Raw genomic sequence first — 15,758 nt, 5'->3', positions numbered from 1 at the left:
GGCGCCCAAAATCCCGCGGCCCTCCTCGGATGGATACACTTCTTCTGAAGACAGGGCTGCTCTAGCATCGTTGGCGCAAAAATATCCTAATGTCGAACTACTGGGCGTTAGTAAGCTCGAAGGCACGTTCGGACTCACTGCAAGCAGTCTCTAAGAGACTATGCCGCCGTCCGGTCCAAGACCCTCTTTACCTGCATGGCCGTCCACTGGCCTCCCCTTGAAGTCTTCACCTCCATGTCATTAAGCGTCCCGGCAATCGCAGCAAGGGTCTGCCCCGCGCTTCTTAATGGTCCGACGATCTTCATGGCCTTCTCGGCCTCCGCCCTGGCCTTCTCCTGGATCGCCTCATTGCGCTTCATGGTCTTGTCACGGAGGCCACCCAGTTGCCGGCCCCTCTCCTTCGCCACCTGGAGAGCCGCCTTCGTGCGCTTCGAGATGAACTCCCGCTCCTGCTCTGCGAGGGCCGCATAGATATGAAGCTGGAAGTTATCCGCATGGGGCATTGAGGCCACCCGGATAGTTGCCTGCTTGATGGCCCTGGCGATGAACTCCACGTCGCGGCTCAAGCGGTCCAGCTTTGCCACAAGTAGCTCCGCCTTTTCCTTGCGGGCCAATTGCAGGGCCTTCATGAGTTCTGGCCTGTCGTCCACCTTGCCAGATTGAACATCTTGGAACTCCCCGATGATCTCCCAGGGCGTCTCCGAGAAGTTCTGGAGGAAGAGATGGATGTCCCTCTCTTGCGCTTCCAGACCCAGGCCGCTCTTGCCCTGCTCCGCCGTGCTCACTCGCGTATAGATGACGTACCGTTTCATGCGCCTCTCCGGGTATTGAGAGGATTCTGAATCATCAAATATCCAATGTCAACGTTGGTTGTGGATGTTACAGGTAGTTTCGAAGGGTCCGGAGGGTGCCCCGGTGTTGTGCTTCATGGATCGCCCCTCCGGTCTGGGCACCATGCTGCCGGGGCCTGAGGGTGGAGGGGGGAAGCCGCCGCGTTGCCACGTAAATTGGAGATGTCGCGCGAGGCACCCTTTGCGGCGATCCGGTGACGACGCTCCGTTCATGTTTTGTTTGACGGCACGTTTAAAGCGATCGATGGTATTGAGAATCGACCATGGGTTAGGGAGGACTTCAAGTGACCAAACTCACAGACCAGACGTAAGCGGTTAGGCAAACCCACGTAGCGCGTTTGTCGGTGGAAGCTCATTTTCTGCATGAGTCATGCGGAGAGTCATATGAGCGACAAGGTGAATCAGGTTCGGACCTTCGAAGTTTTGACGGCGACGCCGTCGCGACGTTCGCCGCGGCATTGGTCTGATGACGAGAAGGCGCGGCTTGTGGCGGAAGCGTTTTCGCCGGGAGGGACGGTGGCGGAGGTTGCACGCGCCTATGAACTGGACGTGTCGCAACTCTACGCATGGCGCAGGAAGGCACTTTCCTCGGGGGCGCTGGCGCCATTGACGGCGCCATTGGGCGATCGAACCATGTCGGAAAGCGAGCCGGTGAAGTTCGCGCGCTTTGAGACGGGCGGCAGCGCGACCGTAGAGATCGTTCTGGGTGATGTCGTTGTTCGGGTGCGCGGGGATATTGATCCGGATCAGTTGGCGGGAATTATCGGCGCGGTGCGCAAGGCATGATCGCTTCCGGCGTTGTGGTTTACGTGTCGTGCCAGCCGGTCGACTTCCGCAAGGGGGCCGCATCCTTGATGGCGCTGGTGCGGGAAGGCGGCCTCGACCCGTTCAATGGCGCGCTTTACGTGTTCAGATCGAAACGGGCGGACCGTGTCCGGATCGTCTGGTGGGACGGCAGCGGGGTCTGTCTCTATTCGAAAACCCTGGAAGAGAACAGCTTCTGCTGGCCGGGCATATCGGCGGCGCGGGTGCGTCTCGACCATTCGCAACTAATGGCGCTGCTGGCTGGAATGGATTGGAAGAAGATCCGTCCGGCCAAGGTTCGGCGACCGCTGCTGACGGGCTGATATCGGCCTGCGGCAAGATGAATCATGTCGCTGTAATGGTTGGGAAAACGGCTGCTTTTGTGCTCTATTGCCTCCCATGGTTTTGCCCATTCCCGACCTGCCGGACGACGTCGATGCGCTGAAAGCGATGATATCAGCGATGGCCGAGGAACGGGCTGCGAACGAGGCTCGGCTTGTCGCGGCACAAGCCGAGATCACCCGACTGGAAGCGGTCGAGAAAAGCGCCAACGAGCGGATTGCCAACCTCACATCGATCCTGAAGGTTCTGCAGCGCACCCAACATGGCACGCGTTCCGAGCGGCTGCGCCTGGCCGTCAACGACGAGCAAGTGTCCTTTGCCTTCGAGGAGATCGAGACCGGCCTTTCGGCGATCCAGAGCGAACTTGATCGCGCTTCCGGTGACAAGCCGAAACGCGCCCCGCGTCCGCGCAAGGGCTTTGCCGCTCATCTCGAACGCATCGAGGAGGTGATCGAACCGGACGTCCCCGCCGAGTGCGCGGGGCTGGAGAAGGTTCTGATCGGGGAAGACCGCTCAGAACGGCTGGATGTCGTGCCGCCGAAGTTCCGGGTCATCGTGACGCGCCGCCCCAAATACGCTTTCCGGGCACGCGACGGCGTGATCCAGGCCCTGGCGCCGGCACACATCATCGAAAGCGGCCTGCCGACGGAGCGGCTGCTCGCCTATATCGCCGTCTCCAAATACGCCGACGGTCTTCCACTTTACCGCCAGGAGGCGATCTATTTGCGCGACGGCGTCGAGATCAGCCGGAATTTGATGGCCCAATGGATGGGGCATCTGGGCTTCGAGCTTCAGATCTGCGCCGATTATATCCTCGAGCGGGTCAAAGAGGGCGAAAGGGTCTTTGCCGACGAAACGACCTTGCCCACCTTGGCGCCCGGCTCAGGGAAAACGACGAAAGCCTGGCTTTGGGCTTACGCGCGCGATGATCGACCCTACGGCGGAACCAGCCCGCCGATGGTTGCTTATCGGTTTGAAGACAGCCGAGGCGCCGAGTGCGTGGCGCGGCATCTCTCCGGCTTTAGCGGCATCCTGCAGGTCGACGGTTACTCGGCCTATAGCAACCTGGCCAAGGCGCGGGCCAAGACCGGGAGCAACGAGACGATCCAGCTGGCGGGCTGTTGGGCTCATCTTCGGCGCAAGTTTTACGACCTGCACATCAGCGGGGTCTCGCAGACGGCGACAGACACCATCGTCGCCATGACCGAACTGTGGAAGGTCGAGGACGAGGTTCGCGGCAAGGACGCCGGCACCCGAGCCCGCCGCCGTCAGGAAACGTCCTCGGTCATCGTCACCAGCCTCTTCGAGCTGTGGGAAAAGGAGCTGGGTAAGGTCTCGGGAAAATCCAAAACTGCTGAGGCGATCCGCTACGCGCTCACGCGGCGTGAGGCCCTCGAACGCTTCCTGATGGACGGCCGTATCGAAATCGACTCCAACATAGTCGAACGCGCGATCAGGCCCCAAACAATTACGAGAAAGAACAGTCTGTTCGCCGGAAGTGAGGGCGGTGGACGGACATGGGCCACGCTGGCCACCTTGCTGCAGACCTGCAGAATGAACAGCGTCGATCCGCTGAACTGGCTATCCCAGACCTTGACCCGCATCGCTCAAGGCTGGCCGGTAGCGGATATCGAGGCGCTTATGCCATGGAACTTCAAGCCTGACGCCATCGGCTGACCGCTTACGACCAGACGATGCCAAGAGAGACACAAAGCGTGGACATAGGCCAGTCAACTGTACAGCACACGATTGACGCAAAGAGACTACTGCCTGCCCTGCTTGAAGGAGATGACATCGGGGCCGTGATCCGTTGCCACCATGAAGCTGAGAGGGCAATGAATCACGTATTGGAACGCCTCACAGGAGGACGCTCCAAGAGGAAAGTCACCTCATGGTTGTTTGCGCAGCGCATGGAGATTTGCCACGTCCTGGGGATACCTGAGAATTGGACCACCCCTCTAAAAATACATAATGATTGAACCGCACCGGGTTTGCCGGAGACCCCAACTTGTGAGAAGTAGGGTCTATGACAAGCAAGACGACGAACAAGTTTTCTCCCGAAGTGCGCGCCCGCGCCGTTCGAATGGTTGTCGAGCATGAAGCAGAGCATCCTTCGCGGTGGGCGGCCGTGTCTTCCATAGCTGCCAAGATCGGCTGCTCGGCGCATACGCTCAATGAATGGGTGAAGAAGGCTGAGGTGGACAGCGGCAAGCGAGCTGGCCTGCCGAGTGACGTCGCCGAGAAGATGAAGGCTCTGGAGCGGGAGAACCGCGAGCTTCGTCAGGCCAACGAGATTTTGCGCAAAGCCTCTGCGTATTTTGCGATGGCGGAGCTCGACCGCCCAATGAAGCGATGATTTCCTTCATCGACGAACACCGCTCGGTGCTCGGGGTCGAGCCGATCTGCAGGCTGCTGCCGATTGCCCCGTCCACCTATTATGAAGTCGTCGCCAAGCGCACGGACGTGGGTCGCCTATCGGCCCGCGCCCGGCGCGATATGGCTATGAAAGTCGAGATACGCCGGGTGTTCAACGAGAACTTCCAGGTCTATGGCGTGCGGAAAGTGTGGCGACAGTTGCAGCGAGAAGGCTTCGATATCGCTCGCTGCACCGTCGCAAGGCTCATGAGAATGATGGGTCTTCAAGGCATCATTCGTGGCAAGCCGATCAAAACCACTGTATCGGACAAGTCTGCCCCGTGTCCGCTCGACCGCGTCAATCGCCACTTCAAGGCTCCCGCGCCGAACATGCTGTGGTTATCCGATTTCACCTATGTCGCGACCTGGCAGGGCTTCGTTTACGTGGCCTTCGTGATCGATGCCTTTGCCCGACGTATCGTCGGTTGGCGGGCAAGCCGGACTGCCCATGCGGGCTTTGTCCTCGATGCTCTGGAGCAGGCACTTCATGATCGGCGGCCCGTCAAACGGGGCGGGCTGGTTCATCATTCCGACCGCGGCTCGCAATACGTGTCGATTCGCTATTCTGAGCGGCTGGCGGAGGCGGGCATCGAGCCGTCTGTCGGGAGCGTCGGTGATTCCTATGACAACGCTCTCGCCGAAACGATCAACGGCCTTTACAAAGCCGAGGTCATCCATCGCCGGGGACCATGGCGCAACTTCGAAGCCGTGGAGTTCGCCACACTCGAATGGGTGGACTGGTTCAACAACCGACGCCTTCTGGAGCCCATCGGCAACATACCGCCAGCCGAGGCAGAAGAACGATACCATGCCATGCTGGACGCGCCAGCCATGGCCGCATAACTTAAACCAAACGGTCTCCGGTAAACTCGGCGCGGTTCAGTATCGAAGGTGGGCAGATGTCGCCTGAGGTGTCTTTCCGGTTCTGGCGGCAAGCTCTTCAAGGCTCATCGGGACTTCTCCAATACGCCTTTCGGACCAGATGGCGGCTCCCAGGTACGTGACCCATATGGAAATCGGTAGCTCAAACTCGGTGGACATGGCCATCATGTACCGGCCTGCGTCGAGGTAGGCGTGAAGTGGGCGATTGCTGGACAAGATACTCTCCCAAGGTCGCAATATGGGAGGGGCAGAATGCGCCGCCCCTCCGAGTTCCACACCAAGCTAGTGCGGCATTAAGCGGCTTCTTCAGGGGTCTCGTCGTCCCGAGTGGACTCCACCCAGGCCGTCATGTTGATGGACCAGAGGTATTCGTCCTCGTGGGCTTTCCACTCTGTGAAGAATTCCACCATCTGGTGCGGGAGGTGTTCAAGCGCCCATCCGATGGCAAGCTGTGGGTTCCTCAGCATGTGGACGGTTTCAGCGACGGATGGCTTGTAGATGGCGTCGAAGGAATTGGTGGTCATAAGTCGGTCTCCATAGGTTGAACCTGTTAGGTTTCACTGCTATGGTTTTCCGAAACGCCACGCCGAAAAGCTAAATGTTTTCAGTGAGGATTCTAGAGGATAGGCGACTTCGAGTCTCTCATCGCCCACCATTTTCTCTTCAAGAATATATGTAAAGCCCTGCAAAAGCGGGGCTTTTGTCATTTCAGCCTGCCTGCGGCAGGCTCGTACCTCAATGCGTCGTCGGGGCGTCGTCTTCCTCTATCTCTTCCAGAAACGAGCCGATTCCGTCCCTTGCGACGGTCGCCAGGAATTCGTCGAAGGCCTCGCGGTCTGTGGCGAAGGGCTCGTCCCATTCGAAGAGGTCTTCGTTCTGGGTGATGACTTCCAGCTTCCAGTCGTTCTGCGTGCCGGCGGGGCGGGAGATGTCGACGAGGACCGTGATTCCGTCTTCGGTGAATTCTCCCGAAAGCTCGGAATGCTCCAGTTTCGTTTTCTTGCTCATGGCTGACGGTCCTGCGGGCCTGCGCCGGACCAAGGGTCCGGCAAGATCGGATGAATGAGAATGGGATTAGGCGAAATGCAGAACGGCCAGCGTGATCTCGCGGCAGCGACGTGACGTCAATCGGTCGCCCGACCCCGATCTATAAATACCGGCAGTCGCGTTCCGGAAACCTTGTGACAGAGTGGAGGCTTCTCGTCCACCCTCAAGGCTGCTTGGGATGCGTCGGGGCGAATTCGGCCACGAGTTCATGCATTTCACCCGGATAGGTCAGGCGTACATGGGTGACATAGAGGCCGCCGCTCCAGGTGCGGCGCTCGACGACCAGGCAGGGTGTTCCGGGGGCGATGGCCAGGAGTTCGGCGGCGCGGATATCGGCACCGACGGCGCGGATGCGGTGCTCGGCGGCGCTCCACGGCACGCGGCTGATCAGCCAGGGACCGGGCGCAAGATCTTCGAAGGTCTCGCCGGCGGCCTCGGGCACGGCCTTGAGGTTGATCAGGCGGTCTTCCAGACAGAAGGGATGCGCGCCGGCGAAATGAAGGGCCGAGATTTCCGTGAGCCGGGCAGCATCCGGCAGGTCCATCAGGCGCCGGTCGGCGGCCCTCGCCGTGCGGTCGAGACGCGTGCGGCGCTGGTAGCGATAGGGAAGCCCGAGCGATTCGACCTCCAGGCGGATGTCGTGGATTTCGAGGACAGCGGACTGGGCATGCGGGTGGGTGACAAAGCTGCCGGACTTGCGGCGGCGCTCTATGAGTCCGCGCTTGACGAGCTCGGTGATCGCCTTGTTCACCGTCATGCGCGAGCATTGGTACTGCTCGGTCAACTCGTGCTCGAAGGGAATGCGGTAGCCGGGAGGCCATTCGCCGGAAAGAATCCGGCCCTCCACATCCTCCAGGATGCGGCGGTGCAGCGACGGCTCCCTGGCCTCCGGTCCCGTTCTGTCCTCAACGATGGAAATGGCCGCCTCCGCTTCCGCCGGGCATGGATTCGCCCGGCCAGCACGTGTTTTAGAAAAGGCCGCGGCGCCTTTCAATAGCACCCTCAGCCCTCGGCGAGCGCCCGCATGGTCGCCGTGAAACGCCGGCCGACGGCCTCGCGCGCAACATGCCGGCCGCCCTCGACCTGCTTGCGGCCGTCCACCCAGACGCAATCGACCGCCGCCCCATTGGCGAAGATCCAGCCGTCGAGAAGTCCGTCGCCGGCAAGGTCAAGGCCGTGGCGGGCCTTGAGGCTGACGAAATCGGCCGCATTGCCGACCGCAAGCCCGGCCTCGACGCCCAGCGCCGCCGCGCCGCCGGCAAGCGCGCCGTCGAAGAGCGCGCGGCCCGTCGAACCGCCGGGCGCAGCCAGCACGTTGCGGGCGCGATGATGGAGGCGCTGGGAATATTCGAGCTGGCGCAGTTCATCCGGCAGGCCGATCAGCACGTTCGAATCGGAGCCGACGCCATAGCGGCCGCCGGCAGCGAGGAAATCGGGCGCCGGGAACGTGCCGTCGCCGAGATTGGCCTCCGTCACGGGGCAGAGGCCGGCAATGGCGCCGGCTTTCGCCATGCCGAGCGTTTCGGCATCCGTCATGTGAGTCGCGTGGATGAAGCACCAGCGGCCGTCGACCTTCTGGTTGTCGAGCAGCCATTCCACCGGACGGCGGCCGGACCAGGCGACGCTATCCTCCACTTCCTTCACCTGTTCGGCTATGTGGATATGGACCGGCGCGTCACCGGCCATCGTGACGACGGCGCTCAGCTCATCGGGCGTGACGGCGCGCAGGCTGTGCGGCGCAACGCCGGTGACGCCGTTCGGCAGCGCATCCGTTAGGGCGCGGCAGCGTTCCAGAAGGGCCGCATAGGAATCACGGTCGTTGATGAAGCGGCGCTGCCCCTCGCCCGGCGCGGTGCCGCCGAAGCCGGCATGGGCATAGAAGACGGGCAGCAGCGTCAGCGCGATGCCCGTCGCGGACGCGGCGGAAGCGATTCGCGCGGCCATCTCGGCGATATCGCCGTAATGGCCGCCATCCTTGTCGTGATGCAGGTAATGGAATTCGCCGACGCGGGTGAAACCGGCCTCCAGCATTTCCACATAGAGCTGCGCGGCGACGGCCTCGACGTCGTCCGGCGTCATGGAGAGCGCAAAGCGGTACATGACGTTGCGCCAGCTCCAGAAACTGTCATTGCCCGGGCCGCGCGTTTCGGCAAGGCCCGCCATGCCGCGCTGGAAGGCGTGGCTGTGCAGGTTCGGCATGCCGGCGACGATCGTGTCGTGACGCTCGTCGCCGGGCGCGGCGGCCCTGCTTTCGATGGCGACGATGCGTCCGCCCTCGATGCCGATACGCACATTGTTCGCCCAGCCGCTCGCCAGAAGCGCTTGCCTTGCATGAATGACGGCCATGGCCAGTCTCCTCTCCCGATATACCCACCCCGAAAATTGCCGCTTGCGTCCGGCATGATTATGTATATACATTATATCCATCACAGGGAAGAGGCAATCACGATGACGGCAAAGGAAAACGCTCGCGTCTGGAGTAACGCCAGACTCGCCACGCTCAGGGAAGATATGCCCGGCCTCGGCATCGTGGAGAACGGCGCCATCGCGGTCGTCGACGGCCGCATCGCCTTCGCGGGTCCGGAGGCCGAGCTTCCCGGCGAATTCTCCTGCGCCGAGAACATCGACTGCGAGGGCCGCTGGATCACGCCGGGCCTCATCGACTGCCATACCCATCTCGTGCATGCCGGCGACCGCGCCCATGAGTTCGAGCTTCGCCTTGCCGGCGCATCCTACGAAGAGATCGCGCGGGCCGGCGGCGGTATCGTTTCGTCCGTCAAGGCGCTGCGCGCGGCGAGCGAGGACGATCTGGTACGGGAAACCCTGCCCCGCCTCGACGCGCTGATCGCCGAGGGCGTGACGACGGTCGAGATGAAGTCCGGTTATGGCCTCGATACGGAAAACGAACTGAAGTCGCTGCGTGCGGCCCGCCGCATCGCCGAGGAGCGCGACATCACCGTGCGCACGACCTTCCTCGGCGCCCATGCGCTGCCGCCGGAGATGAACGGCGACAAGATCGCCTATATAAAGAAGGTCGTCACCGAGATGCTGCCGGCCGTCGCGGCCGAGGGGCTTGCCGATGCCGTGGACGGCTTCTGCGAGGGTATCGCCTTCTCGACGGCGGAAATGACCGAGGTCTTCGAGGCCGCGAAGGCCCATGGCCTGCCGGTCAAGCTTCATGCCGACCAGCTTTCCAACCTTCACGGCGCGGAACTCGCCGCCCGTTACAACGCGCTTTCGGCCGATCACCTCGAATATACCGACGATGCGGGCGCGGCCGCGATGGCCAAGGCCGGCACCGTCGCCGTCATCCTGCCGGGCGCCTTCTACTTCATCCGCGAAACGAAGAAGCCGCCGGTCGATCTCTTCCGCAAGCACGGCGTCCGGATGGCCGTCGCAACCGACGCCAATCCCGGCACGTCGCCGCTCACCTCCCTCCTCCTCACCATGAACATGGCCGCAACCCTCTTCGGCATGACCGTCGAGGAATGCATCGCCGGAACGACGCGCGAAGCCGCCCGCGCGCTCGGGCTGGTCGACGAGGTGGGGACGCTGGAGGCCGGAAAATGGGCGGACTTCGTCCTCTGGGACATCGGCCGGCCGGCGGAACTGGTCTATCGCATGGGCTTCAACCCCATGCACGCCCGCATCCGCAGCGGAAATTAATTCAGTCAAGCCGCAGCCTTAGCTGCATCGGGGAATGAACCATGACGATCACGCTTCACCCGGGCTCCGTGCCCCTCAAGACCCTTGAAACCATCTACTGGACCGGCGAGGCCGCAAAGCTCGACGCCGCCTTCGACGCCGGCATCGAGAAGGCCGCCGCACGCATCGCGGAAATCGCCGCCGGCGACGAGCCGGTCTACGGCATCAATACCGGCTTCGGCAAGCTCGCCTCCATCAAGATCGCCCCGGCCGACGTCGCCACGCTCCAGCGCAACCTGATCCTGTCGCACTGCTGCGGCGTCGGCAAACCGCTCGCGGAAAACATCGTTCGCCTCGTCATGGCGCTGAAGCTCATCTCGCTCGGCCGCGGCGCGTCCGGCGTTCGCATCGAGATCGTCCGTCTTCTGGAATCCATGCAGGCCAAGGGCGTCATTCCGGTCATTCCCGAACAGGGTTCCGTCGGCGCGTCCGGCGACCTTGCCCCCCTCGCCCACATGACAGCGGTTATGATCGGCGAAGGTGAAGCCATCTATGCCGGCGAACGTCTGTCAGGCGGCAAGGCGCTCGAAAAGGCCGGCCTGAAGCCGGTCGTGCTCGCCGCGAAGGAAGGCCTTGCCCTCATCAACGGCACGCAGGTCTCGACCGGCCTTGCACTTGCCGGCCTCTTCCGCGCTCATCGCGCCGCGCAGGCCGCCCTCGTTACCGGCGCACTCTCCACCGACGCCGCCATGGGGTCCTCCGCGCCGTTCCACCCCGATATCCACACGCTGCGCGGCCACAAGGGCCAGATCGACGCCGCCGCGACGCTCCGCGCGCTGCTGGCCGGCTCAGTCATCCGCGAAAGCCACATCAACGGCGACGAGCGCGTGCAGGACCCCTATTGCATCCGCTGCCAGCCGCAGGTCGACGGCGCCTGCCTCGATCTTCTGCGCTCGGCCGCCCATACGCTCGAGATCGAAGCCAATGCCGTGACCGACAACCCGCTCGTCCTTTCGGACAACAGCGTGGTTTCGGGCGGCAACTTCCATGCCGAGCCGGTCGCCTTCGCCGCCGACCAGATCGCGATCGCGACTTGCGAAGTCGGCGCCATCGCCCAGCGCCGCATCGCGCTTCTGGTCGATCCCGCCCTCTCCTTCGGCCTCCCGGCCTTCCTCGCCAAGAAGCCGGGTCTCAATTCCGGCCTGATGATCGCGGAAGTCACCTCGGCCGCGCTGATGAGCGAAAACAAGCAGATGTCGCACCCGGCCTCGGTCGACTCCACCCCGACCTCCGCCAACCAGGAAGACCATGTCTCCATGGCCTGCCACGGCGCACATCGCCTGCTGCGCATGACGGAAAACCTCTCCGCCATCATCGGCATCGAGGCGCTGACGGCCGCACAGGGCATCGAGTTCCGCGCCCCGCTCGTGACCAGCCCGGAGTTGAAGAAGGTCGTCGCCGCGCTGCGCACCGTCGTGCCGACGCTGGAGGAAGACCGCTACATGGCGCCGGACCTCGCCGCCGCCGGCACGTTCGTCTCCTCGGGCGCGCTCGCCGCTTCCGTCACCAAGGGTATCCTGCCGGTTCTGGAAGCCTGACATGGCGCTCTTCGAACTCCACCAGGGCACCTCGCCCGTCATTCTCGCCTTCCCGCATACCGGTACGGACGTTCCCGCCGATATCCGGGAGCGCCTGAACGACAATGGCCGCATCCTCGCGGATACGGACTGGCACATCGAACGCCTCTATGATGGCCTGCTGCCGAACGTGACGACCGTGCGCGCCACGTTCCACCGCTATGTCGTCGACGCCAACCGGGATCCGGCTGGCGTCAGCCTCTATCCCGGCCAGAACACGACGGGCCTCGTTCCGGAAACGGATTTCGACGGCAAGCCGATCTGGAAGGACGGCGAGGCACCGACCGAGGCCGACATCGCCTACCGGCTCGCCAATTTCCATGCGCCCTATCATGCGGCCCTCGCCGCCGAGATCGAGCGCGTGAAGGCGATCCATGGCGTGGCAATCCTCTATGACTGCCACTCGATCCGCTCGCTGATCCCCTTCCTGTTCGAAGGCCGGCTGCCGGATTTCAACGTAGGCACCGACATGGGGCGCACCTGCGCGAAGGAAATCGAAGCGGCGACGTTCGAAGTCTGCGCGAAGGCCGAGGCCTATACCAGCATCCTCAACGGCCGCTTCAAGGGCGGCTGGACGACGCGCCATTACGGCAAGCCGGAAACCGGCGTGCACGCCATCCAGATGGAGCTCGCGCAGGTGAGCCATCTGTCCACGGAAGTCCCGCCCTTCGATCTTGACGAAGAGAAGGCCGCGCGGCTCCGCATTCCCCTGAAAGACATTCTGCAACGTATCGAGGCGCTCGCCTCCACCCTCACACGCTGATCCGGGAGAACCAGCCATGACCGACAATCCCCGCCACAACATCCGCGAAGTCCGCGCCGCCACCGGCACCGAACGCACCGCCAAGAGCTGGCTGACCGAAGCGCCGCTTCGCATGCTGATGAACAACCTCGACCCCGACGTCGCGGAAAACCCGCACGAACTGGTCGTCTATGGAGGCATCGGCCGCGCCGCCCGCACCTGGGCCGATTTCGACAGGATCGTCGCCTCGCTGCGCGACCTTGAAGAAAACGAGACGCTGATCGTGCAGTCCGGCAAGCCGGTCGGCATCTTCCGCACGCACAAGGATGCGCCGCGCGTTCTCATCGCCAACTCCAACCTCGTGCCGCACTGGGCCACGTGGGATCACTTCAACGAGCTGGATAAGAAGGGCCTTGCCATGTACGGCCAGATGACGGCCGGCTCGTGGATCTATATCGGCTCGCAGGGCATCGTTCAGGGCACCTACGAGACCTTCGTGGAAGCCGGCCGCCAGCACTATAACGGCAACCTCAAGGGCAAGTGGGTCCTCACCGGCGGCCTCGGCGGCATGGGCGGCGCCCAGCCGCTCGCCGCGGTCATGGCCGGCGCCTCGTGCCTTGCCGTCGAGTGCAACCCGGACTCGATCGATTTCCGCCTGCGCACCCGCTACATCGACGAGAAGGCCGAGACGCTCGACGAAGCCATGGCGATGATCGACCGCTGGACGAAGGCCGGCGAAGCCAAGTCCGTCGGCCTGCTCGGCAACGCCGCCGAGATCCTTCCCGAGATGATCCGCCGCGGCATCCGCCCCGACATGGTCACCGACCAGACCTCCGCCCACGACCCGATCAACGGCTACCTGCCGAAGGGCTGGACGATGGCCGAGTGGAAGGCAAAGCGCGAAAGCGACCCGAAGGCTGTCGAGAAGGCCGCCCGCGCTTCCATGCGCGAGCATGTCGAAGCCATGATCGCCTTCCAGGACATGGGCATCCCGACCTTCGACTACGGCAACAACATCCGCCAGGTCGCCAAGGAAGAAGGCCTCGAAAATGCCTTCGCCTTCCCGGGCTTCGTGCCGGCCTATATCCGCCCGCTGTTCTGCAAGGGCATCGGTCCGTTCCGCTGGGCCGCTCTCTCGGGCGATCCGGAAGACATCTACAAGACCGACGCCAAGGTGAAGGAACTGCTGCCCGACAACAAGCACCTGCACAACTGGCTGGACATGGCGAAGGACCGTATCTCCTTCCAGGGCCTGCCGGCGCGCATTTGCTGGGTCGGCCTCGGCGACCGCCATCGCCTCGGCCTCGCCTTCAACGAGATGGTCAAGAACGGTGAGCTGAAGGCTCCGATCGTCATCGGCCGCGACCATCTCGATTCGGGTTCCGTCGCCTCGCCGAACCGCGAGACGGAATCGATGAAGGACGGCTCCGACGCCGTATCCGACTGGCCGCTGCTCAACGCCCTGCTCAACACCGCATCCGGCGCGACCTGGGTGTCGCTCCACCACGGCGGCGGCGTCGGCATGGGCTTCTCGCAGCATTCGGGCGTCGTCATCTGCTGCGACGGCACGGATGAAGCCGCCGAGCGTGTTGGCCGTGTATTGTGGAACGACCCGGCGACCGGCGTCATGCGCCACGCCGATGCGGGCTACGACATCGCGCTCGACTGCGCCCGTGAAAAGGGCCTGCGCCTGCCGGGCATCCTGGGCAACTGATGAGCCTCTTGCTCCGCAACGCGGACCATCGCCGCATGCCGTGGAAGAACGGCGGCGGCGAGACGGTCGAGGTGATCGTCCATCCGGAAGGCGCAAGCCTTTCGGATTTCGGCTGGCGCGTCAGCATGGCGGGCGTGGCGAGCGACGGTCCCTTCTCCGTCTTCCCCGGCATCGACCGCACGCTGGCGGTGCTCACGGGCGACGGCATGGAACTGTCCATCGAAGGGCTTGGCGAGAGGCTGCTGACGCCAAAGTCCGCGCCGCTCCCCTTCCCGGCCGATGCGCCGACCACGGCACGCCTTCCCGGCGGGCCGATCACCGACCTCAACGTGATGACGCGGCGCGGTGTTTTCGGGCACAGCCTCGCGCACCACATCGCCGAGGGCGCGAAGGCGCTCCCGGCATCGTCGGGCCAGCGTCTCTTGCTGGCGCTCGAACCGCTCGGCGTCTCCACGGCGGAAGGCCTCGTCGGCCTCCAGCCACTCGACGCCCTCGTGCTCGATGGCGCTGAGGAGGCGGAAGTGGTGCCGGCGGGCGCTAGCGCCGCCTTCTACCTCGTCGAAATCACGCCGGCCTGACCGGCGTTCCTTGTCCGTCCCTTCCCGGGATGTTACCTCCCGGCAAATTCATTTTTTGCCGGGAGATTTTCATGAGACATCGCACATTCGGCCGTACGGGCTTCACCACCACGGATATCGGCTTCGGCGCCTGGCAGATCGGCGGCGCCTGGGGTGACGTCAGCGAGGCGGACGGCCGCGCCGCCCTTCACGCCGCACTCGATGCCGGCATGACCTTCATCGACACCGCCGATGTCTATGGCGACGGCCGCTCGGAAAAGATCATCGCCGACGTGCTGAAGGAACGTGGCGGTGAGCGCCCGATGGTGGCGACCAAGGCCGGACGCCGGCTCTCCCCCCATGTCGCTGACGGTTACAACAAGGCCAATCTCGAAGGCTTCATCGACCGCAGCCTGAAGAACCTCGGCGTCGAATGCCTCGACCTCGTGCAGCTCCATTGCCCGCCGACCGAAGTCTATTACCGTCCCGAGGTCTTCCAGGCATTGGAGGAGATCAAGGCCGCCGGCAAGATCGCCGATTACGGCGTCAGCGTCGAGAAGGTCGAGGAAGCGCTGAAGGCCATCGAATATCCCGGCGTCGTCAGCGTACAGATCATCTACAACATCTTCCGCCAGCGCCCGGCGCGGCTCTTCTTCCAGGAGGCCGCCCGCCGCAAGGTCGCGATCATCGCCCGCGTGCCGCTGGCAAGCGGCCTGCTCTCCGGCAAGATCACGCGGGACACCGCGTTTGCCGCCGACGACCACCGCAACTTCAACCGCAACGGTGACGCCTTCGACGTCGGCGAGACCTTTGCCGGCGTGCCTTTCGAGACGGGATTGCAAGCCGTCGAGGAAATCCGTGCGCTGGTGCCGGCGGGCGAAAGCATGGCCGCCTTCGCGCTGCGCTGGATCCTGATGGCGGATGCCGTCAGCGTCGTCATCCCGGGCGCACGCAATGGTGAACAGGCGAAGGCCAATGCGGCGGCCGCAAGCCTGCCCGCCATCCCGCAGGATGTCATGGATGCGACGCGCGCGGTCTACGATCGCCTCGTCGCGCCGCACGTGCACCAGCGCTGGTAAGATGGGAGAGCGCATAAACGAGAATAATAGCGAACATCATGGC

The 15,758-nt window shown here is 63.5% G+C and carries 15 protein-coding genes and 1 other annotated feature; of the genes, 10 read left to right on the top strand and 5 right to left on the bottom strand.

Annotation, left to right across the window (positions count from 1 at the left end; genetic code table 11):
* Positions 1–158 precede the first annotated feature (158 nt).
* On the bottom strand, positions 159–812 hold the full coding sequence (locus MOE34_RS06640) for a recombinase family protein (protein ID WP_242222083.1): 654 nt from the start codon (positions 810–812) through the stop codon (positions 159–161).
* 423 nt (positions 813–1,235) lie between these two features.
* Between MOE34_RS06640 and MOE34_RS06635 the strand changes: the two genes are divergently transcribed.
* The 4 genes from MOE34_RS06635 (at position 1,236) to MOE34_RS06620 (ending at position 5,255) form a co-directional block, all read left to right on the top strand.
* Positions 1,236–1,637: a transposase gene (locus MOE34_RS06635; protein ID WP_242220761.1), complete on the top strand. Its 402-nt coding sequence runs from the start codon at positions 1,236–1,238 to the stop codon at positions 1,635–1,637.
* On the top strand, positions 1,634–1,978 hold the full coding sequence (tnpB, locus tag MOE34_RS06630; RefSeq protein ID WP_112700979.1) for an IS66 family insertion sequence element accessory protein TnpB: 345 nt from the start codon (positions 1,634–1,636) through the stop codon (positions 1,976–1,978). The genes MOE34_RS06635 and tnpB overlap by 4 nt, the downstream gene beginning before the upstream one ends.
* Before the next feature lie 76 nt (positions 1,979–2,054).
* Positions 2,055–3,674 carry an IS66 family transposase gene (gene tnpC / locus MOE34_RS06625; protein ID WP_242220763.1) on the top strand — a complete coding sequence of 540 codons (1,620 nt, stop codon included), beginning with the start codon at positions 2,055–2,057 and terminating at the stop codon, positions 3,672–3,674.
* A gap of 349 nt (positions 3,675–4,023) precedes the next feature.
* Positions 4,024–5,255 (top strand): IS3 family transposase gene (locus MOE34_RS06620; protein ID WP_129567183.1). Its coding sequence is split into 2 segments (ribosomal slippage): positions 4,024–4,315 and positions 4,315–5,255, totalling 1,233 coding nucleotides; the frame shifts between segments, so codons are not numbered across the junction.
* Positions 4,308–4,424 (top strand) — a sequence feature (AL1L pseudoknot). Its footprint overlaps the gene before it by 117 nt.
* A 332-nt stretch (positions 5,256–5,587) precedes the next feature.
* Here MOE34_RS06620 and MOE34_RS06615 read toward each other — a convergent pair.
* The 4 genes from MOE34_RS06615 to MOE34_RS06600 all read right to left on the bottom strand — a co-directional run bounded on the left by MOE34_RS06615 (position 5,588) and on the right by MOE34_RS06600 (position 8,687).
* Positions 5,588–5,818 carry a hypothetical protein gene (locus tag MOE34_RS06615; protein WP_242222081.1) on the bottom strand — a complete coding sequence of 77 codons (231 nt, stop codon included), beginning with the start codon at positions 5,816–5,818 and terminating at the stop codon, positions 5,588–5,590.
* Between the two features lie 211 nt (positions 5,819–6,029).
* The gene (locus tag MOE34_RS06610) at positions 6,030–6,302 is read right to left on the bottom strand and encodes a hypothetical protein (protein ID WP_242222079.1); all 273 of its coding nucleotides are present in this window, start codon (positions 6,300–6,302) and stop codon (positions 6,030–6,032) included.
* A 202-nt stretch (positions 6,303–6,504) separates the two neighbouring features.
* A complete protein-coding gene (gene hutC / locus MOE34_RS06605) occupies positions 6,505–7,197 on the bottom strand; it encodes a histidine utilization repressor (protein ID WP_242223831.1) in 693 nt (230 codons plus the stop codon).
* Positions 7,198–7,343: 146 nt separating this feature from the next.
* Positions 7,344–8,687: a formimidoylglutamate deiminase gene (locus MOE34_RS06600; RefSeq protein ID WP_242222077.1), complete on the bottom strand. Its 1,344-nt coding sequence runs from the start codon at positions 8,685–8,687 to the stop codon at positions 7,344–7,346.
* A gap of 102 nt (positions 8,688–8,789) precedes the next feature.
* Here MOE34_RS06600 and hutI point away from each other — a divergent pair, with 102 nt between their 5' ends.
* From hutI to MOE34_RS06570, 6 genes are all read left to right on the top strand, one after another.
* Positions 8,790–10,007 (top strand): imidazolonepropionase, encoded by a 1,218-nt coding sequence (gene hutI, locus MOE34_RS06595; RefSeq protein ID WP_242222075.1) that lies wholly within the window; start codon positions 8,790–8,792, stop codon positions 10,005–10,007.
* Between the two features lie 41 nt (positions 10,008–10,048).
* The gene (gene hutH / locus MOE34_RS06590) at positions 10,049–11,584 is read left to right on the top strand and encodes a histidine ammonia-lyase (protein WP_242222073.1); all 1,536 of its coding nucleotides are present in this window, start codon (positions 10,049–10,051) and stop codon (positions 11,582–11,584) included.
* 1 nt (position 11,585) lies between these two features.
* On the top strand, positions 11,586–12,386 hold the full coding sequence (gene hutG / locus MOE34_RS06585) for an N-formylglutamate deformylase (protein WP_242222071.1): 801 nt from the start codon (positions 11,586–11,588) through the stop codon (positions 12,384–12,386).
* A gap of 16 nt (positions 12,387–12,402) precedes the next feature.
* Positions 12,403–14,079 carry a urocanate hydratase gene (hutU, locus tag MOE34_RS06580; RefSeq protein WP_242222069.1) on the top strand — a complete coding sequence of 559 codons (1,677 nt, stop codon included), beginning with the start codon at positions 12,403–12,405 and terminating at the stop codon, positions 14,077–14,079.
* Positions 14,079–14,657: a HutD/Ves family protein gene (locus MOE34_RS06575; RefSeq protein WP_242222067.1), complete on the top strand. Its 579-nt coding sequence runs from the start codon at positions 14,079–14,081 to the stop codon at positions 14,655–14,657. Before hutU ends, MOE34_RS06575 begins: the two co-directional genes overlap by 1 nt.
* 71 nt (positions 14,658–14,728) lie before the next feature.
* A complete protein-coding gene (locus MOE34_RS06570) occupies positions 14,729–15,715 on the top strand; it encodes an aldo/keto reductase (RefSeq protein WP_242222065.1) in 987 nt (328 codons plus the stop codon).
* The last annotated feature ends 43 nt before the right edge of the window (positions 15,716–15,758 follow it).

Origin of the sequence: Shinella zoogloeoides, from assembly GCF_022682305.1 — a bacterium.
In the GTDB taxonomy this organism is placed as follows: domain Bacteria; phylum Pseudomonadota; class Alphaproteobacteria; order Rhizobiales; family Rhizobiaceae; genus Shinella; species Shinella zoogloeoides_B.
Note: the sequence above shows the minus strand (reverse complement) of the source record. Positions and strands in the feature narration are given on the sequence as shown.